Raw genomic sequence first — 23,517 nt, forward strand, 5'->3', positions numbered from 1 at the left:
TAGCTATTTATTATTTTGGTAATAATTTAGTTCTAAATCTTTTGACGTTTGTTGACGAATTTTTTTCATCAATTCTGTGTCATCAATAAGTGATTGACCATATGACGGTATCATTTCTTTAATTTTAGATGTCCATTCAGATTCATATTCAGGGAAGTTTTTCTCAAGCACTTCTAATGCGACTGAAACTGAAGTTGATGCTCCTGGAGATTCTCCTAATAGTGCAATCACTGTATGATCTTTAGAGTTAACAACTTCTGTACCGAATTGAATAAATCCTTTACCATATTCAGGTGTGTCTTTAATGACCTGTACACGTTTACCTGCTGTATATAATTCCCAATCTTCATCACGTGCTTCTGGGTAGAATGTACGTAAATGATTCATACAACCTTCTTTAGTCATTAAGATTTGGTCGATAGAATACTTGATTAAAGGTAAATTCTTAACTGCAGAAGATAATAATGTTGCAATATTATATGGTTTAACAGATTTAAATAAATCTAAATTAGAACCATTTTTTAAGAATTTAGGGCCAATACTTGCGAATGGACCGAATAGTAATGTACGTTCACCATCAATATAACGTGTATCTAAGTGTGGTACAGTCATTGGTGGTGTCCCATGTGGCTCTTTACCATAGACTTTCGCGTCATGTTGCGCGATGATGTCTGGATTAGTACAAATTAAGAATTGACCTGTAATCGGGAAGCCGCCTAGATTTTTACTTTCAGGAATACCTGTTTTTTGTAAAAGTGGGATTGCACCGCCACCAGCACCGATAAATACATAATCAGCAATTTCAGTTTGAACGCCACCACTATTAAGTTGACGTACTTTTACTTCCCATTTGCCATCTTGTCTTTGATTAAAATCGATAACTTCGTGATTGTACTGAACATCAGCATTTGGGTGCTGTTCAATATTTTGAGCCATTTTACGTGTTAGCTCTCCGAAGTTCACATCTGTACCTTCATTGATTTTACTAGCGGCCATAATATCACTTGGACTGTGACCTTGCATCATTAATGGAATCCATTTTCTCATTTCTTCGATATCTTCTGTAAATTCGATATTATCGAACATTGGAGATTCTTTCATCACATGATAACGATCTTTTAAGAATTGGACGTTATTTTTACCTCTAACAAAACTGATGTGAGGTAATGGTTGAATGAAGTCTTTAGGGTCTGAAATATTTTTACTTTTAACTAAATGCCCCCAAAACTGTTTTGAAATTTCAAACTGTTCATTAATTTCTTTTGCTGTTTCAATGTTGATTGATCCATCAGGTTGTTTCACTGTATAGTTCAATTCACATAAAGCAGCGTGACCTGTTCCTGCGTTATGACGCTCATTTGAACTTTCGAGACCAGGGCGGTCTAAACGTTCATAAAGTTTTATATTCCAACTTGGTTCTAATTCTTTAAGCATAGAACTAAACGTTGTACTTAAAACCCCAGCGCCAATAACAACAACTGTTTTTGACTCTTGTTTATTCATATGAATCTCCTTCCTATTGCTTATAAATGATAGTATAGTACAATCATGTTGAAATTTAAAATACTTAGCTTGGAATAAAGAAATAAATTTTATTTCATAAAATTAGTACTTAATGATTGTAGTATAGATACCTTGTGAGTAGTAACGATAAAAATTTTAACGAGATAGTGAGCTATTGTAACATTTGGAGAAAAAGATGCAGTATTTTATAATGGTCAGCTTGTCAATGAGCCGGGTATTAAAGCTGATGTAGTAGATACAACAGGCGCTGGTGATACATGTAACGGTGCACTTGCTGTGGCATTAAGTGAAGGGATGGTACTTGATGACGCGATCTTATTTGCAAATAAGGCGGCGAGTATTTCTGTAACAGGCTTAGGTGCACAAGGCGGTATGCCCTATAGAACGGTGATGACAGATGTATAAGACAGGGACGTTAAACAAGTGTGTATTTGTTCTCGATGATCAGACCGTACATGCTTGATTGAAGAGAGTGGTGCAGGTAAATTAGCATGGATGAATATCTTAACCGGTATTCATTCGAAGGATCAAGAATAGAACGTAGTATATAGCACAACTGTGAATTACAAATCGTCGAAAGAACCTGAAGCAAGAAGCACTAGAAGTATTTCATCATTTGTATAAGTGTTAGTAATTCTATATAATCGTTGTAAAATGATACTATACTATATATTAGGATAGTAGAGATGAGGAGTGGGACATATGTCTATTATAAGTGAAGAAGAAAAAGTAAAAATATTGTCGGATGTTATCGCAATTAAAAGTGTGAATGACAATGAACTTTCGGTGTGTGAATATCTACAAAAACTGTTAAGCCAGTATAATATAGAATCTACGATTGAAAAAATAAACAAAAGTAGAGCAAATCTCATCGCAGAAATAGGGGAAGGTAAACCCGTATTAGCTTTTTCAGGCCACATGGATGTCGTTTCAGAAGGTAACAGTGAAAATTGGAAATACGATCCTTTTGAAATGACAGAAGAAGATGGCAAGCTTTATGGACGTGGTACTGCTGATATGAAATCAGGGTTAGTTGCTATGGTAATAGCAATGATTGAAATCAACAATGCAAATCTTCTGCAGAAGGGCACGATTCGCTTACTGGCAACTGCTGGAGAAGAAATGGAACAAAAAGGTTCAGCACAACTTTATAGCAACGGTTATATGGATGATGTAGATGCACTTATCATTGCTGAACCGTCAGAGTCAATGATAGCTTATGCACATAAAGGTTCTATGAATTTTCGAGTAACATCCAGAGGGAAATCAAGTCATAGTTCTGCTCCTTTTATGGGTCAAAATGCGATAAAACCTTTAATAGAAGTTATTAGAGAAGTTGAAAATGAATTTAATCATGTCTTGAAGGATGTAGAATTTAAAGTTCTAGATTTTTCATCTCTTTCAGATAAAGTTAAAAAGGAATTTAATATTGAAATAAGCAGTGAATCATTAGGTTCTGCTATATTGACGAATACAATTATACAAGGTGGTAACCAAGTCGATTCTATACCTGAACATGCGGTAGCTGAATTTAATGCAAGAACAGTACCTGAGTTTGATAATGATAAGATGAAACAATTGTTTAATAAGATTATCGAAAAGCATAATAAAGAAGGCAATCTAAGTTTAGACATAGACCTAGATCTTCCATCCGTGGCGACAAATGAAAATAATAGGCTAGTGACACTAACAAAGAAACATGGGGAGAACCATCTGAATATGAACCTGTTAGTAGCACCTACTATGGGTGTCACAGACGCTTCAAATCTTCTTAAAGATAAGGATGAAAACTTTCCGTTCGTGATGTTCGGCCCTGGAAATCCATCTTTGGCACATCAGACTAATGAATATGTTGAACAAGAAAAATACATAAAGTTTATAGAAATCTTTAAACAGACGGCATTAGATTATTTGAACGAAAAAAATTAAAGAATCTAGGGTATAAACACATTCTCTTACTAGTGAAATTTGACTTCAGGTGCTGACACAATTCATTTTAGCTAAATGGTTAGGGTGCTTAGCTAACTAGATTTTACACCCTTATATTGCATCGATTGTAAAATTAAGCTAGACAACTAAAAAAGCCTTCTGTGCTAAACTCAATATGTATTTCCGACCAAAGAAAACATAAGGAGTTAGTACAGAATGGCCTATAAACATCTTAACACGGATGAACTCACGTTCATAGAATCATATTATCATCAAATCGAAGGTGAGAAATTGTCTAGCTTATTTTGACAAACGAAAGGATTTAATACTTGAAGACATTGAATTAAACGTAGCGATTCATCTCATTAGTAGAAAATGGAGTTAAAAATAAAAACTGTAATTGCCAAGTGCAATTACAGTTTCTTTATTTCAACCTTTAGATCTGATAATAAAGCGATAAACTTATCTCTATTCGCTGGAGTAACATATTCTAATAAGATACTTTCATATTTTTCAAACTTGCTGTCAATACTTAATTTATCTTCTGCAATGTGAGGATTTATTCTCATGAGTAATGCGCCTTTGAAGATAAATTTAAGCGTTACACCAATTGAGACGCTTCTCGTTTTTGTATATTCAGGCAATAGCAGTTTGTAGTTGTTAATTGTATTCTTAAGTTGATCACTCAGCTGAACACGTAAGCGAAGTTCTTTCGTTTCCAGTTCTTCCTTATCTATATATCTTAGTTTGATAGAATTATCGTGAATCACCTTATCCCAGTTCGTGATTGCCGCAACATCATCAATCGCTTTAGCGATAACCATTGCCTGCGTCATATTAGCACTTGCTTCTTCTTCATATTTTTCTTTCAGTAGTCTGAAGTATTCAGAAGTTTCTATTGAAATTCTAGCTTGAAAGTAATCCATTTTTCTCATCCTTGTAACTGAATTCATATTATCAGTGTATATGATATTACGAGAATTTACAAAGAAGATTCTTCAACCAGCTTGCTTATGATGGTAATGACTAGAGCAATGGTAATACTATATAAAAATAGTAAATATAAGAATAAATTGTACGCGAGTACGATTTAACACCTTTAGCGTTAGGGAAATAGATAAAGCAATATCAAACTACTGGTTATTCAATCATCAAGATAACTTGTCAGATGAGTAAAAGGAGATGATTAAATTGTGCAAAGAATTTCAACAATTAAAGATGGAAAACGATATTTTAAAGCAAGCAGCTCTGATTAGCAGTAATGCGATGGTTTTGTGATTGTAAATGAAAAACAAGTTATTACTCTTAGGAAGAAGAGTCCTAGTCACTATACAAGTGTGATGTACCTTCTCTAAGTTTGTAGCCAATCAAAACTACATATATGAATAATATCAGTCCCCGCGTTTCGATTGAAGCGTGGGGTTTTATTGTTGTGTAGATTACGCATGGGGTAACGACAGAGAATAAAAGAATATATTTTATTATTTAAAAAATTTTTTTAGGTTAACCTAAAGTTATGGTATATTATTGTATAAGGAGATGATAATATGAATAAAAGTCTGGAAGAAATAAATGGTAAGGTGTCTTTTGATAGTGAGGCACATGGCATCAAGAAAATGATTATGTATCTGGGACCAGGGCTGTTGGTAGCCGTCGGTTATATGGATCCAGGAAACTGGATCACATCAATGGCAGGGGGTGCGCAGTTTGGGTATACGCTGCTCTTTGTCATACTGTTATCCAGTCTGTCAGCGATGCTCTTGCAAAGTATGTGCGCGCGTCTTGGGATTGCTAGTGGTATGGACCTCGCTCAGGTTACCAAGCATATGAGCAATAAGCCTGTGTCCATCGCTGCGTGGGTTGTTACAGAGCTTGCAATTATGGCGACAGATATCGCGGAGATTATCGGTAGTGCCATTGCTTTAAATCTGCTGTTCAACATTCCTTTAGTTATCGGAGTAACGATTACTGTTGTAGATGTCTTACTGCTGCTTGTCATCATCAAGCTGGGTTTCAGGAAGATAGAAGCTATTGTTGGTGTTTTAGTGTTCACGGTCTTATTTATCTTTATGTTTGAAGTATATTTTTCTTCACCTGAATGGAGAGACGTGTTGGAAGGATTTCTGCCAAGTACAGCTATCGCTACAAACAGTAACCTACTATATCTTGCTCTTGGAATCATCGGTGCAACCATCATGCCCCATAACCTTTATCTGCACTCATCTATCGTGCAGTCTCGGAACTATATACGTGATAATGTTGCTAAGAAGAAAGAGGCTATTAAGTATGCAGTGATCGACTCACATATTCAGTTGACGATTGCTTTTGTAATCAACTGTCTTATATTGATACTTGGGGCTTCGTTATTCTATGGCAATGGAGAAGAACTCGGCAGATTCTATGATCTATATAATGCGCTAAAGGCATCGACATTCACAGGTGCAGTAGGCGGCGCATTGATGAGTACATTATTCGCTATAGCATTGTTAGCTTCGGGTCAGAACTCGACAATTACAGGAACATTATCAGGTCAGATAGTTATGGAAGGGTTCCTTAACATAAAGATACCGCAGTGGGCAAGACGACTGATTACAAGGATGATTGCTGTAATTCCTGTTTTCCTATGCTTGTGGTTGTATGGTTCAAGTGCAACAAAGATTGAAGATTTGCTGATTTTTACACAAGTATTCTTAAGTCTTGCGCTACCATTCAGCATTATTCCGTTAACGTTAGCAACAAGCAACAAAAAGATCATGGGAGAAGCGTTCGTCAATAAAACATGGGTGAATGTCATCGCCTGGCTGTTAACAGTAATCCTTAGCGTACTGAATATGTATTTGATTGTAGAGACGGTAAAAGAATTTTTATAATAATGATGTAAAAATTATATAATTGAATATGGCACTATTAAAAATGGATATAATGTACTTAGTTAAAAACTACAAATTAAAATTTAGAGCGTAGTGGATTGTATGAGTTTCTCAACTTCAGAGTATTAATTATCTAATAAAAGTAATGAAGTTGGTAATAATTTTATATTAAACATAAATTGAATCATTTAATATAAACAAGAAATAACCTAGGTATTGATATGTTCAATACCTAGGTTATTTCTTGTGTTTTTATTGTCTATCACTCCATCCTACCGAGCACTACTTCCCCAAGTGACTTCGCACAGATCATCATCGACTCTTCATTAATTTCAAACTTCGGATGATGGTTTGGATATGGATCTGCTATTCCTTCAGGTTTAGCACCGACGATGTAGAAGGTTCCTGGTGTTTGCTTTAAGTAATAAGCAAAATCTTCTGATCCGGACAGTGTATCGCCTTCAACGACTTCATCAAAGTAGCTGCCTTCACTTTGTTTAAGAATATCTCTAACTGCACGTGTTTGTTCAACGTGGTTATAGAGTACGGGGTAGTTAAAGTGATAATCTAAGTCAACTGTAACACCGAATGCTTTCTCCAGCCCTTCGACTTGGCTTTTAATGGCTGCGTACGCTATGTCTTTTGATGGTTCGTCCAAGTATCGTGTCGTTCCTTTTAATACAACTTTGCCTTGTATGACGTTGTGCGTCCCTGGTGCTTCGAATGCGCCGATGGTTACGACGACTGAATTTTTAGGGTCTGTACAACGTGATACGACGGTTTGTAGTTGTGTGACAAAGTAAGAAGCGGCAACGATGGCATCCTTTGTATTCTGAGGCATTGCAGCATGGCCGCCTTTGCCTTGAATGACGATATCGAAGGTTGAAGAACCTGCGTATGTCTCTTCTTCATGTATTTCAATCTTCCCTTGATCAACGAAAGGAAAGACATGGATGCCATAAATTTCATCGAGATTATCCAGGATGCCTGATGCTACGATATCTCTTGCACCACCTGGTGGTTTCTCTTCAGCATGCTGATGGATGATGCGGATTGTCCCTGATAATTCATCTTTTAGTTCGATCAGTGCATCGGCAAGTGTTAATAAGTACGCCGTATGGGCATCATGACCACAAGCGTGCATTAATCCGTCACGCGTTGATTTATATGCTAAGTTCGTTTCCTCATGTACCGGAAGTGCATCAAAGTCTGCGCGTAACCCGATGTTCTTCCCTGGGTTCCCACTTTCGATATCAACAACGACTGCAGTGCCGCCACCAACATTGGTATGTACTGTGACATCCTTTCCTTTATAGAAGTTCTCGATAAATGCAGCAGTTTCATGTTCCTCGAATGATAATTCAGGATGTGCATGCAAATAACGTCTGATTTCAATCATTCGCTCCTGCTTTTCATCTAGTTTCTTGAATAATGTGTCTTTGAGTGTCATATTGTATCCCCCTCATTTTTCTATAATATATCAGATTTAAGTTATGAAATGTTGCTGGGCGAAGTATATCGGCATCTACTGCTGACAATATAAAATTAAAAGGAAATATAATTTTCATTTTTTAAGATAAAGTGTGATAAAAGTTACAGCAAAATAGTATGCATCGTGTCATAATTTCTTTTCGATATTATAAGAAACGGGGTCAGGCCATGAAGCAACTTCTAAAAGTAACGTTCACATTAAGTTTATTATTCTCATCTATTGGAGTGATAGATGACCAGCAGGTATATGCAGCAGCTATTGATAACAAAGGAATAGCATCACAGTATCAGGACGGGCGTTTTAATACAGACACATTAGATGCGGGTCATGGCTATAGCGTAGGGAAGAGAACGTATATTGGTGACAAAGTGACCAAAGTAACGCTCTCGGCAAAAGGGAATCTGCTGACTATGTATAAAGAAAGCGATGATAATAAGTTTCAGAAGGCGAGTAATAAAACACTAGAGAATAAAGTATGGGTAAATAGGAATGGACAATTGTTTATGTTGAGCACTAGCGCAAACTATCGTGCGATTAAGGGATTTAATAATAACGAGTTCTTTAATACAAGAAAATTTAATGATGAAATCATTAAACTCATCAACAAGGATAGAAAAACAAAAGGGTTGAGCCCCCTGCAATATCGTCCTCAATTGCAAAGCGGAGTAGATGTCCGTGCGAATGAACTTGCAAGCTACGGCAAGATAAGGGTTAACGGTGTAGCACACGTACGACTCAATGGAGAGCGCTATATCACTGCCTTTCCGGCGAATGTTCGTAAGCAGGTTGCAGGAGAAAACTCACTGCTGAGTAGTTACATGGGCAATCCATATACACTGGTTTCAGAAAGATATCTAGCTAAAGTATGCTTTGAACAATGGAAGAAGAGTCCGAGCCACTATACAAGTATGATGCACCCTAAATTTAAAGGTGTTACCTCTTCTGTTAAGCTTGGAAAGGGCGATGGTACATTCTCGAAGTTTGTAGCGAATCAGAACTTTACATACAAATAGATACGAGTCCGCGATTGATGATAAACAGATCCACTGAATGATCAGTGGATCTGTTTTCATATTAAGCTTAAATTTTTTGTAAAGGCTTTCTTTACGAATTATGTCTAGTTTGTTAAGATTGTAAAGATAATGTAAATATAGAAAACAGGAGGAAATTTATGTTAAAGTTTTTACAACCTGCGCCTAAAGCACAGCCTTTAGACAGCAAAGAAGTTGACGCAGAGTACAAGAAGTTACGTCTGCAGGTCTTTATCGGAATCTTTATTGGCTATGCAGCTTACTATCTATTAAGAAAGAATTTCTCGCTTGCGATGCCGGCACTTATTGAACAGGGATTCACAAAGACCGATCTCGGTTTCGCGTTATCGGCGGTATCTATTGCATACGGTATTAGTAAATTTGTGATGGGAACGGTATCAGACAGGAGCCACGCCAGAAACTTCATGGTGCTTGGTCTTGTACTGACGGCAATCGTCAACTTGCTGCTTGGCTTTGTTCCGTTCTTTACCTCTTCAATTGCCATTATGTTTGTCTTATTATTCTTAAATGGTTGGTTCCAGGGTATGGGCTGGCCGCCTGCTGGAAGAACATTAGTCCATTGGTTCAGTGTATCTGAGCGTGGGAGTAAAACAGCACTATGGAACGTTGCACATAACGTAGGTGGTGGAGTGATGGCACCGCTTGCTGTATTTGGTATCACACTGTTTACAACATACAACTTTGGCTATCTAAAAGGTTTTGAAGGTGCGTTTATTTTCCCGGCACTGATTGCCTTAGTATGCGCTGCAATAACGTTCTATTTCATGAAGGATACACCTCAATCACAAGGATTACCACCGATTGAAGTATATAAGGATGATTATCCGAATAAAGCACATGAGACATTGGAAGAAGAATTAACGACGAAAGAGATTCTCTTCAAATATGTACTGAATAACAAGTGGGTCTGGATGATCGCAATCGCTAATATCTTTGTCTACTTCGTAAGATATGGTGTATTAGACTGGGCACCGACGTATCTTAATGAAGAGAAAGGATTTCAGCTTAACGAATCCAGCTGGTCTTACTTCTTATATGAATGGGCAGGTATTCCGGGGACCTTATTGTGTGGCTGGTTATCAGATAAGGTATTCAAAGGGCGTCGTGGTCCAGCAGGATTTATCTTTATGATCGGCGTAACGATCGCAGTAATCGTCTACTGGCTGAACCCTGCAGGCAACCCGTGGATTGATAATATTGCACTGATTACTATCGGGTTCTTGATCTATGGACCGGTAATGCTGATTGGCTTACAAGCACTGGATTATGTACCGAAAAAAGCAGCAGGAACAGCAGCAGGACTTACTGGATTGTTCGGTTACCTGGCTGGTGCGGTGATGGCGAATATCCTGATGGGAGTAGTCGTTGATAACTTTGGCTGGGATGCAGGATTTATGCTATTGGTCGGAGCCTCTGTACTTGCGACATTAAGCTTTACCTTCACGTGGAACGTGCGTGGACAAGAAGTAATTAAATAGGACAAAAAATGCATAGAGTATTCTATGCATTTTTTTTATAATACAGGTAAGGAGGTGTGGAGAATGCTGAAGCTAGAACATATCAGTAAACGTTATAGAGAAGATTATGTGCTCAAGGATATCTCATGTGATGTGCAGCTTGGTGAGTTCTTCGTCCTTGTCGGCCCGAGTGGCTGTGGGAAGAGTACGCTGCTAAACATGATTGCGGGTCTTGAGGATATCACAGAGGGTGAACTCTATATTGACGGGCAGCTTGCAAATCATCTGCATCCGAAAGCACGTTCATTGTCGATGGTGTTTCAGAACTATGCGTTATATCCGCACATGACGGTTGAGAAGAATATTCTGTTTACGCTAGAGAATCGTAAGGTACCTAAAGCGGTGCGTTATGACAGGATGTTAGAAGCGGCGAAGCTTGTTGGGTTAGAAGATTATTTGAAGAAGAAACCCGGCGAACTCTCTGGTGGCCAGTGTCAGCGTGTGGCATTAGCGCGTGCCATCGCCAGTGAATCGAAGCTGTGCTTAATGGACGAACCGTTATCTAACCTGGATGCCAAGCTGCGCGGCCAGATGCGTGTCGAGTTACGACAGTTACAGCAGCGCCTCGGTATGACGATGATTTATGTAACGCATGACCAGGTTGAGGCGATGACGATGAGTGATCGTATTATGGTCTTGAATGAAGGGCAGGTACAGCAGATTGGCACCCCGCTTGAAATTTATAATGAGCCAAACAATAAGTTCGTTGCGAGTTTTATAGGGTCTCCTGCGATGAATATTGTACGTGGTGATGTAGTGGATGGTATAGTGCAGTTCGGTGACTTCAATCTACCAATTAACATGCCGGTTGCTGATGGTACGATAGAGGTAGGGTTCAGACCCGAAGATGTGACACGTGATGCGTTAGGGGCGCCCGTTACTGTAACGGCATGCGAGATGTTAGGAGATACGACGGTCGTCACCTTCATAGTCAATGGCGCGCAATGTATCGCTAAGTTTTCAGAGCAGGTGATGCTTGAGATTGGTGACGAGATTCGCATCTCGATCAATGATAAGAAAGTTCAATATTTCGATTCTGAAAGTGGAGTAGTGATTAAATAAACGGGCAATCGCCCGTTTATTTTTTTTGAATGATTGTTAACTTATTTTAAAAATTAGTTTACAATATAATGGTGCAGTTATATTGTAAAAGTATACAGGGGGGATTTTATGTTAGCACAACGTATTATTAATGGAGAAAGTATTTCAAAAGCAGAAGCATTATCGTTATTTGTCGATAATAATATAGATACATATGACTTACTCCATGAAGCATATCAAGTGCGTAAATATTATTATGGTCGTAAGGTGAAACTGAATATGATTCTTAATGCGAAGAGTGGGATTTGTCCAGAAGACTGTGGTTATTGCGGACAATCGAAACTGATGAAGAATAAAGACAAATATTTACTGGTTGATAGTGAACAGATTAAATCAGGTGCAGATTTCTGTGCAACACATGACATCGGCACTTATTGTATTGTTATGAGTGGGCGAGGGCCAAGTGATAAAGAGGTTGATCATATTGCAGATACTGTTGAAACAATTAAACACGAACATCCGCAGCTTAAGATTTGCGCTTGTCTCGGTCTGACGAATGACGAACAAGCGAAGAAGCTGAAATCGGCTGGCGTAGACCGATATAATCACAATATTAATACGAGTGAAAATTATCATGATGAAGTCGTAACGACACATACATATCAAGACCGTGTCGATACCATTGAAATCATGAAAGCCAATAACATCTCGCCATGTTCAGGTGTAATATGTGGGATGGGTGAGACAGATGAGGATATTATTGATATGGCATTAGCGCTTCGAGCGATAGACGCAGATAGTATCCCGGTAAACTTCCTTCACCCTGTGAAGGGGACGAAGTTCGGTAATGAAGATAACTTAACACCAGAACGCTGTTTAAGAATATTATCGATGTTCAGATTGATTAATCCATCGAAAGAAATCCGCATTGCTGGGGGTAGAGAAGTGAATTTAAGAACATTACAACCCCTTGCGATGCAGGCAGCAAACTCCATCTTTGTAGGAGATTATCTGATTACCAATGGACAGCCGAATGAACTTGATTATAAGATGCTGGAAGATCTAGGGTTTGAGATTGATATAAATGAATCTGAAGTAAATGAAGCAGCACTCAAAATTTGAGTGCTGCTTTATTCACTACTATTATGGATCAACGCAAATGGATAGACTTTATCAGCGCTTTCTAGAAGCTGTGCTGCAATAACGGTCATCGTCCATCTGGAATTTACGACGTCGTCTATAAGCAGTATGTTCTTACCTGCGAGTTGCTCATGATTGACGATATGAATCGTGTCTTTAATATTTTGTTCCTGCATCATAGAATTTTTCATTTCTCTTTGTAATGCGCCAGGACGTATCTTTTCCACAGCTTCAATGTAGTCGATGTTAAAACTTTGAGCAAGCTGCTCGGCCAATGTTTTGACGAGTCCTGGATTCCTTAAACTTGGAACGGGAACAATCGCATCAATTTCATTCTGATATATCATATCTTTCAAGAAATGGCGGACTGTTGCTACCGTTTTTTCAGAAACCTGATCGTGTTCTTTTTCTAGCATAAATCGTCTGCCGATAGGAGAATATGCATCAGTTGTATATGTCCATCCGGGTTGCATCTGTAAGTGTTCTTCAATCTTTTTGTTATAAGCTGTACGTTTTCTTGGTGCTATCTCACCATGTAACTTATTTTTATATTGCGTCGCTGATTCAAGGTATGGATTATCATTTGTCATTGGGACAAATATACGATTTCTGCAATAAGTACACATGCCACAGACTTCTTTAATGTCTGGGGCATCAAGTTCTTCGGCAATGTATTTCATATAACAGCCATCATAGTTAATAAATCGTTTGAGGTTGTTTAATTCATTCATGCGCGTATCATTGAGTTTGTTCTGAAGCTTAGCATTTTCAGTCGCATCAAATGTATTTTGTTCGTTGATGACATACTTTCTTTTGTGCAGCTCAATATATTCATGGACATAGAGATACTTTAGAACACCTGCAAGCTTTGTCGTATTCAAGTTGAAGTGTGGGAGTATCTCATTACGTGATAAGCCTTCCGGATACTGTCTCAGCAAATCGAGAATCTGTGACAATAGCTCTGGGTCTTTGTAAGATGAATCTATAAATGACTTGATAATTTCTTCATCTTCATCACCATGCAGAAGGATAGCAAGGGCAGGTTTTCCGTTTCTGCCTGCACGACCGATTTGCTGGTAATACGATATTAAGTTTTGTGGCAGTTGAAAGTGCATTACGAATCCGATGTCTGATTTATCATAACCCATGCCAAGTTTAATTGTGGCAACGATGACACGTAGCGTACCTTCATGAAAGCGTGCGAGTACCGCTTCCTCTGTATTATTACCGAATTCATCCTGCATACCGGAATAATAAGCTTCTGCGTTGATATTATGCAGTTTTAAGAACTCGGCTACTGAATCACACTCTTTCTTTGTGAGACAATAGATGATGCCTTGTGACTTGCTTATGAAAGAGTGATTCAGTAATGCGTCAGTCACAAAAGCAAGACGCTCAACTTTAGATTGTACCGGATTAATTTGAATAGAAATATTATCGCGCATTAAGTTGCCGCGAAAGACAGCTAAATCATCACCGAGCTGATCTTTAATATCATCGATGACACGATCATTGGCTGTAGCAGTCGTACCTAATACTGCGATAGAATCTGGTAATGTCTTGAGTAAGTTGACGATACGTTGATAATCCGGTCTGAAATCATGGCCCCAGTCTGAGATAGAATGTGCTTCATCCACAACAATCAGCTCGATATCATTGATTGCAGTCAGTGCTTCTATGAAACGTGGATCTGATAATTTCTCCGGTGAGACGATGATAGCATCTGCTGCATCGAGGTTGGAATAGATGCTATCCCATTCATCGCGATTATTACTGTTGATTGTTACAACATTCAACCCGAGCTTTGCAGCTGCATCAATCTGGTTGTGCATCAATGCAAGCAGTGGACTGATAATGATCGTTGGACCACTGCCGTCTTCTCTTAATAGCTTTGTAGCTATAAAGTAAACGATAGATTTTCCCCAACCGGTCTTCTGTATGACGAGCACTTTTCTTTTATTTGCTACTGCTTGTATTGCTTCAAGTTGCCCATCGCGGAACTGAGCGACGTTGCCATATGACGTCTGTAATAACTGAAGTGCGCGACTTTCAATATTCATTATGGAACCTCCCTTTGATATTATCATAACATGCTTTTTCTATGCGCTCAGCTTATAAAAAGCATACAGTTCAATATGCTTGATTATTGCGTCTTACAACATATCATACGTAATATATTTTACAATATGTATAAGGAGAGGATTATAATGCATAAACGATTATTAGACAGACTGAAAGCAAAAGAAGAGAAGATGATTAAGATTCGCAGATATTTACATGAACATCCTGAACTATCCTTTAAGGAAGAAAATACATCTGACTATATCGCAGATTTTTATAGAGATTTGGATGTTTCAGTCGAACGTAATATTGGACCCCGTGGGATTAAAGTTACGATTGATTCAGGGAATCCTGGCAAAACATTAGCTATCCGTGCAGATTTCGATGCGTTGCCAATACAGGAAGAAACAGGCTTACCCTATGCGTCTAAGGTCGAAGGTGTGATGCATGCATGTGGTCATGATGCACATACAGCATATATGCTCGTCCTCGCTGAAACACTTGCAGAACTGAAGGATACGTTTAAAGGTAAAGTAGTGGTCATCCATCAGCCTGCAGAAGAAGTACCGCCTGGTGGAGCGAAGGCAATGATACAAGAGGGTGTCTTAGAGGACGTTGATCACGTATTAGGTTTACATGTCATGAGCACGATGAAGACAGGGACCATCTATTATCGACCTGGTTATGTTCAGACTGGACGTGCTTTCTTTAGATTGAAGATTAAAGGAAGGGCGGGACACGGTTCAAGTCCGCATATGGCGAATGATGCAATTGTTGCATCGAGTATATTTGTCACGAGTGCACAAACGATTGTATCTAGACGGCTTAGTCCGTTTGATGCAGGAGTCGTGACGATAGGTTCGTTTGATGGGCAGGGGCAGTTTAACATCATACAGGATACCGTATCATTAGAAGGTGATGTCAGAGGGCTGACGGATCAGACGAAAGAAGTAATCGAAACAGAGATTCGACGCATTGTTAAAGGGATAGAAGTGATGTTTGACGTAGAGTGTGAACTTGATTATCAGGATGACTATCCTGCCCTTTATAACGATCCTGAATTTACGCAGTACGTTGCAGATACACTTCAAAGCGCAGATCTAGACTTTGATGTTGCACTGACCGAGCCGCAACCCCCATCAGAGGATTTTGCCTATTATGCTAAGGAGAGACCTTCATCATTTATTTATGCAGGGGCGAGCCCAGAAGATGGACATATATACCCGCATCACCATCCGAAATTTAATATCAACGAAAGATCATTACTGATTGCAGCTCAAGCAGTTGGCACGGTCGTCATAGACTATTTAAATCAATAAAAAGGTGCACAAATAAAAAAATGATTGCAAAACTTCCCGAATTTCGGTACTATAGTATTTATTTCTTACTAAAACTATCGGAATTATAGGAGGCTAGTTATGGGCTGGACTATTTTTAGCGGTTTAATTATTGGTTTACTACTTGGATTTGTGATGCAGCGTACACGTTTTTGCTTAACTGGAGGCTTCAGAGATATGTACGTTCAAAAGAACAATAAAATGTTCTATGCATTGCTTGTCGCGATTACAATACAAGCGATTGGATTAGCAATATTAACGTCTTTACATGTGCTCGAAATTCCTTATGATGCATATTCTGTAATCGGTACGATATTCGGTTCATTTATATTTGGTGTGGGTATCGTTCTTGCAGGTGGCTGTGCAACGGGAACGTGGTATCGCGCAGGTGAAGGATTGATTGGAAGCTGGATTGCATTATTTATGTATGCACTGTTTGCAGCGATTACGAAGAACGGTGCATTAAAACCAGCGCTTGATAAGGTAAATGGTATGACAGTTGTAGAATCAAAGATGAGTACAATGTTTGGTTTACCCTATTGGGTATTAGTTTTAATATTAAGTGCACTTACATTATTCTTTGTCGTTAAAACATTAAGAAAACCTAAAGTTGCGGTACCGAAATTGAAGCAAAAATTTACTGGCGTACGTCATCTATTCTTTGAAAAGAAATATCATCCTTTCTTTGCGGCAGTACTTATTGGGCTTATCGCACTTGCTGCATGGCCGATGAGTTACTCGACAGGTCGTAACTATGGCTTAGGAATCACAACACCGTCAGCCAAGCTATTACAGTTCTTAGTCAATGGTGATGTTACGCTGCTTGACTGGGGTGTATACTTGGTACTTGGAATTCTTATCGGTTCATACATTGCGGCAAGAGGATCAAGAGAATTTAAATGGCGTCTTCCAGATAAGATTACGATTCGCAACAGCGCAATAGGCGGTGCATTGATGGGTATCGGTGCAGCATTTGCTGGAGGATGTTCTATCGGTAATGGCTTAGTATCCACTGCCACGATGAACACACAGGGCTGGCTGTCATTATTATTTATTATTCTTGGAACTTGGTTTATGAGTTATTTCTTATTCGTGAAGCCGATGAAACAAGCGAAATCTGAAATCGCGGCTACAAAGGTTAAAACACAGACAGTATAGGAGGATAAATATGTTATATGAACTTGGAACTGTAGGAATGGTATGTCCCTTTCCTTTAATAGAAGCGCAGAAGAAAATGGAAGCATTAAGTTCAGGTGATGAACTTAAAATAGATTTCGACTGTACACAAGCGACGGAAGCAATTCCGAACTGGGCAGCTGAACAAGGCTACCCTGTTACAAACTATGAACAGTTGGATGATGCTTCTTGGACGATTACCGTTCAGAAAAAATAAACTAAAGGATCCGGAAAATTTTCCGGATCCTTTTTTATGTGTTTTTATTATGCGTGATGACCTTCGTCCCTTTATTATCAGCGATTTCATGTGCGCGTTTAACGGCTTCAGCTTTAGTGGAGAAACTATCGGAGGCGCGCTTTGCACCTTTCGACCTAACTTTCCAAGTATCTTCGAAGTACACTTCTACATCATTATCCATAAGTTCTGGATTGCTCGTACCCTCGTCATTATGAAGCGTAATTTTTTTATTCTTTAATTCCTTAAGTTCTTCTTGTGAAGCGGATTGATACCACTTCTTAGCTTGAGCTGTTGCAATTGGAATAAGATCTGATTCTTTATAACCTTCTTTCAGCATCGCGTTTGCAATATCAATCGCTTTCTTACGTTCGAGCTGTTCAAAGTGTTTCCATGTGTCCGGATAATCATCCATTGTCCACATAATATCATCTCCTTTTATATACTATAACCAATTATCTAGGTATTAATCATCTGTAATCAGCGATAATCGATTCATAGTTGAAAGAACGGCATTTCTTTTTATATTGAATTTTAATCTGTGTGTTGCATTTATACAACTGTTTATGTAAAATACACATATAATATTTGAAATACAATCGATGAGGAGGAGATGTGATGGTAGAACAAAAGATAAAGAAGAAAGGGTTTATCGATCGATCTTTAGATATCATCGAGAAATCAGGGAATAAATTGCCTGATCCAGTTGTTATTTTTATTTCACTATGTCTTATCATTTTGTTTGCTTCATTTGTTACTGGAACGATGGGTGTTTCTGCTAAGAATCCAGCTGACGGTAAAGTGATTGAAGCAGTGAACTTATTAACGCCTGAAGGTATTGCTAAGATTATTTCAGAAGCAGTTAATAACTTTGCAGCATTTCCACCACTTGGCCTCGTCCTTGTTGTGATGATCGGTGTAGGAGTTGCAGAGAAAACGGGGTACTTTGAGACGTTAATGAAGTATACCATTGAGAAGACACCGCGCAAGATTATCGTTCCAATGATTGTATTGGTAGGAATCCTTGGAAATGCTGCGGGTGATGCGGCACCAATCGTACTTCCTCCAATCGCTGCGATGGTCTTTATTAAGCTTGGTTATCATCCAGTCGCAGGGCTTGTTATGGCTTATGCCTCAGCACTCGGTGGGTATTCAGCAAGTTTAATTATTGGGATGAGTGATGCATTAATCGTGTCGTTTACAGAACCGGCGGCGAAACTTGTCGATGATAGTGTTCCAGTAAATGCGGTGATGAACTACTATTTCCTATGTGTCTCTACAGTAGTGTTACTCATTGCTGCTTGGTTTGTTACAGTCAAGATAACAATACCTAGATTTGGAGCATATAAAAGCGATGTGCATACTGCTGCTGAAGATGTCACGCCAATAGAACGTAAAGCAATGATCTATGCAAATATTGCATTGCTGATTGCGATGGTGATTGTGATGTTTTTAGCGGTTCCTGAGAATGGATTGTTGAGAAATGCGAAAACAGGAAGCCTTATTCAGGACTCTCCACTTATGAATGGAATCGTTCCAATTATAACAGTGCTGTTCTTCGTGCCAGGACTGGTCTATGGCTTTGTAGCAGGGACGATGCGTTCTACGAAGAAGTTTGCAGAGATGCTAGGGGATGCGATGAGTACGATGGGACCATTTATCGTAATCGTATTCTTCGCTGCACAAATGCTTGCGTATTTTAAATGGAGTAATCTTGGAACGATCATCGCGATTAAAGGGGCGGAGGCTTTGCAAGGGCAAAACGGCGTTGTACTGATACTCGGCGTATTAGCTTTGTCTGCGTTTATCAATATGCTGATTGGTAGTGCATCAGCCAAGTGGGCAATCATGGCTCCTATCCTAGTCCCGATGTTGATGCTACTCGGATTCCATCCAGCATTTACACAAGTAATCTACCGTGTCGGAGATTCGATAACAAATCCGATTACACCGATGATGCCTTACTTACCACTATTATTGTCTTATGCACAACGCTATGTGAAGGATATCGGCCTTGGAACATTGATTGCAGCATTGATGCCGTTCTCTGTAGCATTCGGTATATTCTGGACAATATTATTAATTGCTTGGTATTTAACAGGACTTCCAGTGGGACCAGGAGGACCGATCCATTTGAAATAGGGTGTAGAATTTAAGAGTGAAATTGGCGCCGTGCCAAATTCGGGCAAGAAAAGAAGAGCGAAATTGGCGCCATGCCAAATTCGGGCAGAAAAAGAAGAGCGAAATTGGCGCCATGCCAAATTCGGGCAGAAAAAGAAGAGTGAAATTGGCGCCGTGCCAAATTCGGGCAGAAAAAGAAGAGCGAAATTGGCGCCATGCCAAATTCGGGCAGAAAAATAAGGGTGAAATTGGCGCCATGCCAAATTCGGGCAGGAAAAGAAGAGCGAAATTGGTGCCATGCCAAATTCGGGCAGAAAAATAAGGGTGAAATTGGCGCCGTGCCAAATTCGGGCAGAAAAAGAAGAGCGAAATTGGCGCCATGCCAAATTCGGGCAGAAAAATAAGGGTGAAATTGGCGCCGTGCCAAATTCGATATATGATTGACTTAAGGTCTTAAGAAAGATGTCAATAAAATGGCATCTTTTTTTATGTTAAAATGGAATAAACTAGAAAAAGAGGTGTGGCAATGAATTCATATTTATCATTTTGGAAGCGAGCATTTGATTTTAAAGGAAAGTCTTCTGTAAATGACTTTAAAATACCATTCAATTTTCATTTGTTATTAGCTTTCATTATTTTTCCTTTCGTACATAGTTTTGTTGGTGGAAAGCTGTGGACAATACAAGATATCAAGATAGGTAATTTAATGATACCAATTAAGATTTCAAGTTGGGTACTTTATTTATATGTCATTACATACATTCCTACACTTGCTTTAACAATGAGAAGATACCACGATTTAAATGAAGAAAAAGAAATGGGATTATTATTTGTAACATTTCCACTTATTTATATCATTGGGACGTTTATGCTACTTATTGCTGGGCAGGGATTACCTGATACTTTGATGGTCTCAATCATTATCGTCATCCTCCTGATCCTACCTTTAATATGGTTTATTGCAGAATGGTTTAAATTATCATTTAAAAGTATAAAGTAATATAATTAGGGTGAAGGAGGCGTTAATTTTGAAAAAATTACTTAAAGAAAAGACATCGTTTGTATCAGATATGTTAAAAGGAATGGCTCTTACTGATGAATCTCATGAAGTGGTTGCAGATTCTATTATTGTACGTAAAGAAAAGAAGATAGGAAAAGTTGCGCTTGTATCAGGCGGTGGTAGTGGCCATGAGCCGGCACATGCTGGTTATGTTGCTGAGGGCATGCTAGATGCAGCAGTTTGCGGTGAGGTATTTACTTCTCCAACACCGGATAAAGTTCTTGAAGCCATTAAATCAGTTGCAACAGATGCGGGTGTATTACTGATTATTAAAAATTATGCCGGAGATGTCATGAATTTTGAGATGGCGATGGAACTTGCTGAAATGGAAGGAATAAAGGTTGATCGCGTGATTGTACGTGATGATGTTGTAATTGAGAATAAAGAGCAACGCCGCGGTGTGGCAGGTACGGTCATCGTTCACAAAGTTGCAGGTTATTATGCTGAACAAGGGTTATCATTAGAAGAAATTAAATCAAAAGTTGAAGCATTACTTCCGAATATTGCAACCATCGGAATGGCGATTGAGCCTTGTATGGTCCCTACAACAGGTCGATATGGATTTGACCTGGCAGATGACGAAATGGAGATTGGTATTGGGATTCATGGTGAGAAAGGAATTTATCGTGAAAAGATTGAACCAATTGATAAGGTTATCGAAAGGCTGATGACTGAAATAGAAGCGAATTTAGAGTTTGATGACGCAGTAGTAATGCTTAATGGCATGGGAGGTACACCGCTAAGTGAGCTTTCGGTAGCCGCGCATTACTTAGATGAATATTTTAAATCAAAAAACAAATCAATTACTAAATTTCTTGTAGGTGACTATATGACAGCATTAGATATGCAAGGATTTTCGATTACAGTAGTCAAATCAGATGAAGCATTGATTGAAGCATTAAGTGCAAATACTAAAAGCAAATATTTTTTGTAGGAGTGGTTGGATGAATGCACAAGAACTTTCAGTAAATTTAAAGGCATTATATAAAGTATTTGAAGAAAATGAAATATTGCTTACAAACTTAGACCGTGAAATCGGTGATGGCGATCATGGTGTGAATATGCTCCGAGGATTTAAAGCAGTCGATGAAAAGTTGTCAGGTGATACGATCAGTGAAGTCTTGAAAAATTGTGGTATGACACTGATGAGTGTTGTCGGTGGGGCGTCAGGTCCGTTGTATGGTTTCTCATTTGTAAAGATGTCACAAGTTGCTGAAGAAGAAATTAGCCGTGACAATGTTAGTAAGCTGATTGAAGCTTTTAAAGATGCGGTTGCAAGCCGTGGTCAAGTTTCAGGTGGAGAAAAGACGATGTATGATGTGATCAGTAAAGTTAGTGATGCATTGAATCAAGGTAATATCCCATCGATTGAAGCATTACAGCAGTATGCAGAAGAAACGAAGGATATGATGGCGACAAAAGGTCGAGCAGCTTATTTTAAAGAACAGTCGATAGGTACAATTGATCCTGGTGCACAGAGCAGTGTATGGGTGTTAGATGCCTTACTTTCGGGAGTGAGATAATGGAAATATTAATTGTAAGCCATAGTGAAGCTATTGCTAAAGGGGTTAAAGCTTTGCTTGAACAAATGGCACAAGATGTTGTTGTAAAGGTTACTGGAGGTATAAATGGAGAGATTGGTACGTCTATAGATGATATTATGCAAATGTTTGATAGTGTCGAAGGAGAAGCACTTTGCTTTTATGACATCGGATCTAGTAAGATGAATATAGAGATGGCCTTAGAAATGAATGACTATAGTAATATCCATATTGCACATTATCCGATTGTTGAAGGTGCGTTTCTAGCAAGTGTAGAAAGTAAGATTGGTAAAGGCTATAAAGAAATACTGGAAAGCTTAAGTAACAACTTTAAAGAAAAATAAAAAAGCGTGAAATTGGCGGTGTGCCAATTTCACGCTTTTTTATATCATATTTATTATCATCTTAATTGCAGCAAGGGCAATCAATAGTGCGAGTATTACTCTTAATAATTGCTGGTTCGTCCTCTTTGATACTTTCGTTCCGATAGGCGCAAATAACAAACTTGCAATGACTAAAGGAATCATCATTACAAAATCAATTTGACCTGTCATCGACTTCATGAGAAATGTGCCAATGGATGAGATAAATGCAATCACAATGCTACTCGCAACTACAATTCTGAAAGGTGCTTTAAAAATTGCAAGCAATACAGGAACAATAATGAATGCGCCCCCTGCACCGACGATTCCAGAGAGTATCCCTATCGCAAGTGCTGTGATAAACAGTGCGATTTTATTGAAGTATGTGCACTCATTCTCTGGCTTTACTTTGACAAACATTAAAAATACGGCAACTATTGCTAAAAATGTATAGACGATATTGATTAATGATTCATCAAATATTGAAGCACTATATGCGCCGATTAAACTTCCAAGGAATATACCAGCTCCCATTGGTACAATGATCCCTTTATTGAGGTCAGGGTTATGCCGCTGACTCATGCCGCCGCTCATCGTACTAAAGAATACTTGTGCTGCCGTGAGTCCGGAAGCAATTTCTGGTGTTACCTTATATCCGAATATTGGTGGAATAAATAGCAGCATCGGATAAATTACAATAGCTCCCCCGATTCCGACAAGTCCTGATATAAATGCACCAAATGCTCCAATTAAAGAGAGAATTAAGATTAAAGACGTGCCCATTCGATCATGCCGCCTTGGACATTTGTCGTCTTAATATCAAACTGTTCCAAATAGTCACATGCCATACCACTTCGGTTACCTGAACGGCAAATAATAATGTAGTCATCGTCTTTATTAAAGTCACTTACATGCTGATCCAGTTCAGATAATGGAATATTTTTAGCTTCTTCAATATGTCCTGCTTCAAATTCATCAATTTCTCTAACATCGATTAACTGTACTTCGGCATTTTGTTCTAATAGTTGTTTTAAACTTTTTACTGTAATTGTATTCATA

At 38.6% G+C, this 23,517-nt stretch carries 22 protein-coding genes and 1 pseudogene; 16 read left to right on the forward strand and 7 right to left on the reverse strand.

The window, feature by feature from the left end; translation table 11 throughout:
* Nucleotides 1–3 precede the first annotated feature (3 nt).
* Nucleotides 4–1,503 carry an L-lactate dehydrogenase (quinone) gene (gene lqo / locus QA539_RS02065; RefSeq protein ID WP_419895346.1) on the reverse strand — a complete coding sequence of 500 codons (1,500 nt, stop codon included), beginning with the start codon at nucleotides 1,501–1,503 and terminating at the stop codon, nucleotides 4–6.
* Between the two features lie 174 nt (nucleotides 1,504–1,677).
* On the opposite strand from lqo, the pseudogene QA539_RS02070 reads away from it, so the two are divergent.
* Both QA539_RS02070 and QA539_RS02075 read left to right on the forward strand, forming a co-directional pair.
* Nucleotides 1,678–1,929, forward strand: a pseudogene (locus tag QA539_RS02070) (PfkB family carbohydrate kinase); the annotation flags it as partial.
* 297 nt (nucleotides 1,930–2,226) lie between these two features.
* Nucleotides 2,227–3,453, forward strand: coding sequence for an ArgE/DapE family deacylase (locus QA539_RS02075; protein WP_419895347.1), 1,227 nt, complete (start codon nucleotides 2,227–2,229; stop codon nucleotides 3,451–3,453).
* A 413-nt stretch (nucleotides 3,454–3,866) separates the two neighbouring features.
* On the opposite strand, the gene QA539_RS02080 is transcribed toward QA539_RS02075, so the two are convergent.
* Nucleotides 3,867–4,379, reverse strand: coding sequence for a hypothetical protein (locus QA539_RS02080; protein ID WP_283722496.1), 513 nt, complete (start codon nucleotides 4,377–4,379; stop codon nucleotides 3,867–3,869).
* 621 nt (nucleotides 4,380–5,000) lie between these two features.
* Between QA539_RS02080 and QA539_RS02085 the strand changes: the two genes are divergently transcribed.
* Nucleotides 5,001–6,323 carry an Nramp family divalent metal transporter gene (locus QA539_RS02085; RefSeq protein WP_101035391.1) on the forward strand — a complete coding sequence of 441 codons (1,323 nt, stop codon included), beginning with the start codon at nucleotides 5,001–5,003 and terminating at the stop codon, nucleotides 6,321–6,323.
* A gap of 262 nt (nucleotides 6,324–6,585) precedes the next feature.
* Here the strand turns inward: QA539_RS02085 and QA539_RS02090 are convergent, their stop codons facing one another.
* Nucleotides 6,586–7,773, reverse strand: coding sequence for an amidohydrolase (locus QA539_RS02090; protein ID WP_419895348.1), 1,188 nt, complete (start codon nucleotides 7,771–7,773; stop codon nucleotides 6,586–6,588).
* A 209-nt stretch (nucleotides 7,774–7,982) separates the two neighbouring features.
* On the opposite strand from QA539_RS02090, the gene QA539_RS02095 reads away from it, so the two are divergent.
* The 4 genes from QA539_RS02095 to bioB all read left to right on the forward strand — a co-directional run bounded on the left by QA539_RS02095 (nucleotide 7,983) and on the right by bioB (nucleotide 12,547).
* Nucleotides 7,983–8,828: a CAP domain-containing protein gene (locus tag QA539_RS02095; protein ID WP_419895349.1), complete on the forward strand. Its 846-nt coding sequence runs from the start codon at nucleotides 7,983–7,985 to the stop codon at nucleotides 8,826–8,828.
* A gap of 158 nt (nucleotides 8,829–8,986) precedes the next feature.
* Nucleotides 8,987–10,345, forward strand: a complete 1,359-nt coding sequence (gene glpT, locus QA539_RS02100) for a glycerol-3-phosphate transporter (protein WP_413474053.1) — start codon at nucleotides 8,987–8,989, stop codon at nucleotides 10,343–10,345.
* A 63-nt stretch (nucleotides 10,346–10,408) separates the two neighbouring features.
* Nucleotides 10,409–11,446, forward strand: a complete 1,038-nt coding sequence (locus QA539_RS02105) for an ABC transporter ATP-binding protein (RefSeq protein ID WP_419895350.1) — start codon at nucleotides 10,409–10,411, stop codon at nucleotides 11,444–11,446.
* A 108-nt stretch (nucleotides 11,447–11,554) separates the two neighbouring features.
* A complete protein-coding gene (gene bioB / locus QA539_RS02110) occupies nucleotides 11,555–12,547 on the forward strand; it encodes a biotin synthase BioB (protein ID WP_419895351.1) in 993 nt (330 codons plus the stop codon).
* A gap of 8 nt (nucleotides 12,548–12,555) precedes the next feature.
* Here bioB and QA539_RS02115 read toward each other — a convergent pair whose 3' ends face one another.
* On the reverse strand, nucleotides 12,556–14,625 hold the full coding sequence (locus QA539_RS02115) for a RecQ family ATP-dependent DNA helicase (RefSeq protein ID WP_419895352.1): 2,070 nt from the start codon (nucleotides 14,623–14,625) through the stop codon (nucleotides 12,556–12,558).
* A gap of 147 nt (nucleotides 14,626–14,772) precedes the next feature.
* Between QA539_RS02115 and QA539_RS02120 the strand changes: the two genes are divergently transcribed.
* From QA539_RS02120 to QA539_RS02130, 3 genes are all read left to right on the forward strand, one after another.
* The gene (locus QA539_RS02120; protein ID WP_133453337.1) at nucleotides 14,773–15,945 is read left to right on the forward strand and encodes a M20 family metallopeptidase; all 1,173 of its coding nucleotides are present in this window, start codon (nucleotides 14,773–14,775) and stop codon (nucleotides 15,943–15,945) included.
* Nucleotides 15,946–16,044: 99 nt separating this feature from the next.
* Entirely contained in the window at nucleotides 16,045–17,121 is a 1,077-nt protein-coding gene (locus QA539_RS02125) for a YeeE/YedE family protein (protein ID WP_219493863.1), read from the forward strand.
* 10 nt (nucleotides 17,122–17,131) lie between these two features.
* Nucleotides 17,132–17,356: a sulfurtransferase TusA family protein gene (locus QA539_RS02130; RefSeq protein WP_099482697.1), complete on the forward strand. Its 225-nt coding sequence runs from the start codon at nucleotides 17,132–17,134 to the stop codon at nucleotides 17,354–17,356.
* Nucleotides 17,357–17,390: 34 nt separating this feature from the next.
* Here QA539_RS02130 and QA539_RS02135 read toward each other — a convergent pair whose 3' ends face one another.
* Nucleotides 17,391–17,801: a DUF2188 domain-containing protein gene (locus tag QA539_RS02135; protein WP_419895584.1), complete on the reverse strand. Its 411-nt coding sequence runs from the start codon at nucleotides 17,799–17,801 to the stop codon at nucleotides 17,391–17,393.
* 191 nt (nucleotides 17,802–17,992) lie between these two features.
* On the opposite strand from QA539_RS02135, the gene QA539_RS02140 reads away from it, so the two are divergent.
* The 6 genes from QA539_RS02140 to dhaM all read left to right on the forward strand — a co-directional run bounded on the left by QA539_RS02140 (nucleotide 17,993) and on the right by dhaM (nucleotide 22,440).
* Entirely contained in the window at nucleotides 17,993–19,516 is a 1,524-nt protein-coding gene (locus QA539_RS02140; RefSeq protein ID WP_283722504.1) for an AbgT family transporter, read from the forward strand.
* 16 nt (nucleotides 19,517–19,532) lie between these two features.
* Nucleotides 19,533–19,817: a hypothetical protein gene (locus QA539_RS02145; RefSeq protein ID WP_419895353.1), complete on the forward strand. Its 285-nt coding sequence runs from the start codon at nucleotides 19,533–19,535 to the stop codon at nucleotides 19,815–19,817.
* Nucleotides 19,818–20,021: 204 nt separating this feature from the next.
* Nucleotides 20,022–20,495, forward strand: a complete 474-nt coding sequence (locus QA539_RS02150) for a DUF805 domain-containing protein (protein WP_086038111.1) — start codon at nucleotides 20,022–20,024, stop codon at nucleotides 20,493–20,495.
* A 28-nt stretch (nucleotides 20,496–20,523) separates the two neighbouring features.
* On the forward strand, nucleotides 20,524–21,489 hold the full coding sequence (dhaK, locus tag QA539_RS02155) for a dihydroxyacetone kinase subunit DhaK (RefSeq protein ID WP_419895354.1): 966 nt from the start codon (nucleotides 20,524–20,526) through the stop codon (nucleotides 21,487–21,489).
* 10 nt (nucleotides 21,490–21,499) lie between these two features.
* Nucleotides 21,500–22,078, forward strand: a complete 579-nt coding sequence (dhaL, locus tag QA539_RS02160) for a dihydroxyacetone kinase subunit DhaL (protein WP_101035381.1) — start codon at nucleotides 21,500–21,502, stop codon at nucleotides 22,076–22,078.
* Nucleotides 22,078–22,440, forward strand: a complete 363-nt coding sequence (dhaM, locus tag QA539_RS02165; RefSeq protein ID WP_419895355.1) for a dihydroxyacetone kinase phosphoryl donor subunit DhaM — start codon at nucleotides 22,078–22,080, stop codon at nucleotides 22,438–22,440. The genes dhaL and dhaM overlap by 1 nt, the downstream gene beginning before the upstream one ends.
* A gap of 39 nt (nucleotides 22,441–22,479) precedes the next feature.
* Here the strand turns inward: dhaM and QA539_RS02170 are convergent, their stop codons facing one another.
* Entirely contained in the window at nucleotides 22,480–23,241 is a 762-nt protein-coding gene (locus tag QA539_RS02170; protein WP_419895356.1) for a sulfite exporter TauE/SafE family protein, read from the reverse strand.
* Nucleotides 23,226–23,516, reverse strand: coding sequence for a rhodanese-like domain-containing protein (locus QA539_RS02175; RefSeq protein ID WP_099482693.1), 291 nt, complete (start codon nucleotides 23,514–23,516; stop codon nucleotides 23,226–23,228). The genes QA539_RS02170 and QA539_RS02175 overlap by 16 nt, the downstream gene beginning before the upstream one ends.
* Between the last annotated feature and the right edge of the window lies 1 nt (nucleotide 23,517).

The sequence above is a fragment of the Macrococcus psychrotolerans genome (assembly GCF_038095555.1).
GTDB lineage: Bacteria > Bacillota > Bacilli > Staphylococcales > Staphylococcaceae > Macrococcoides > Macrococcoides psychrotolerans.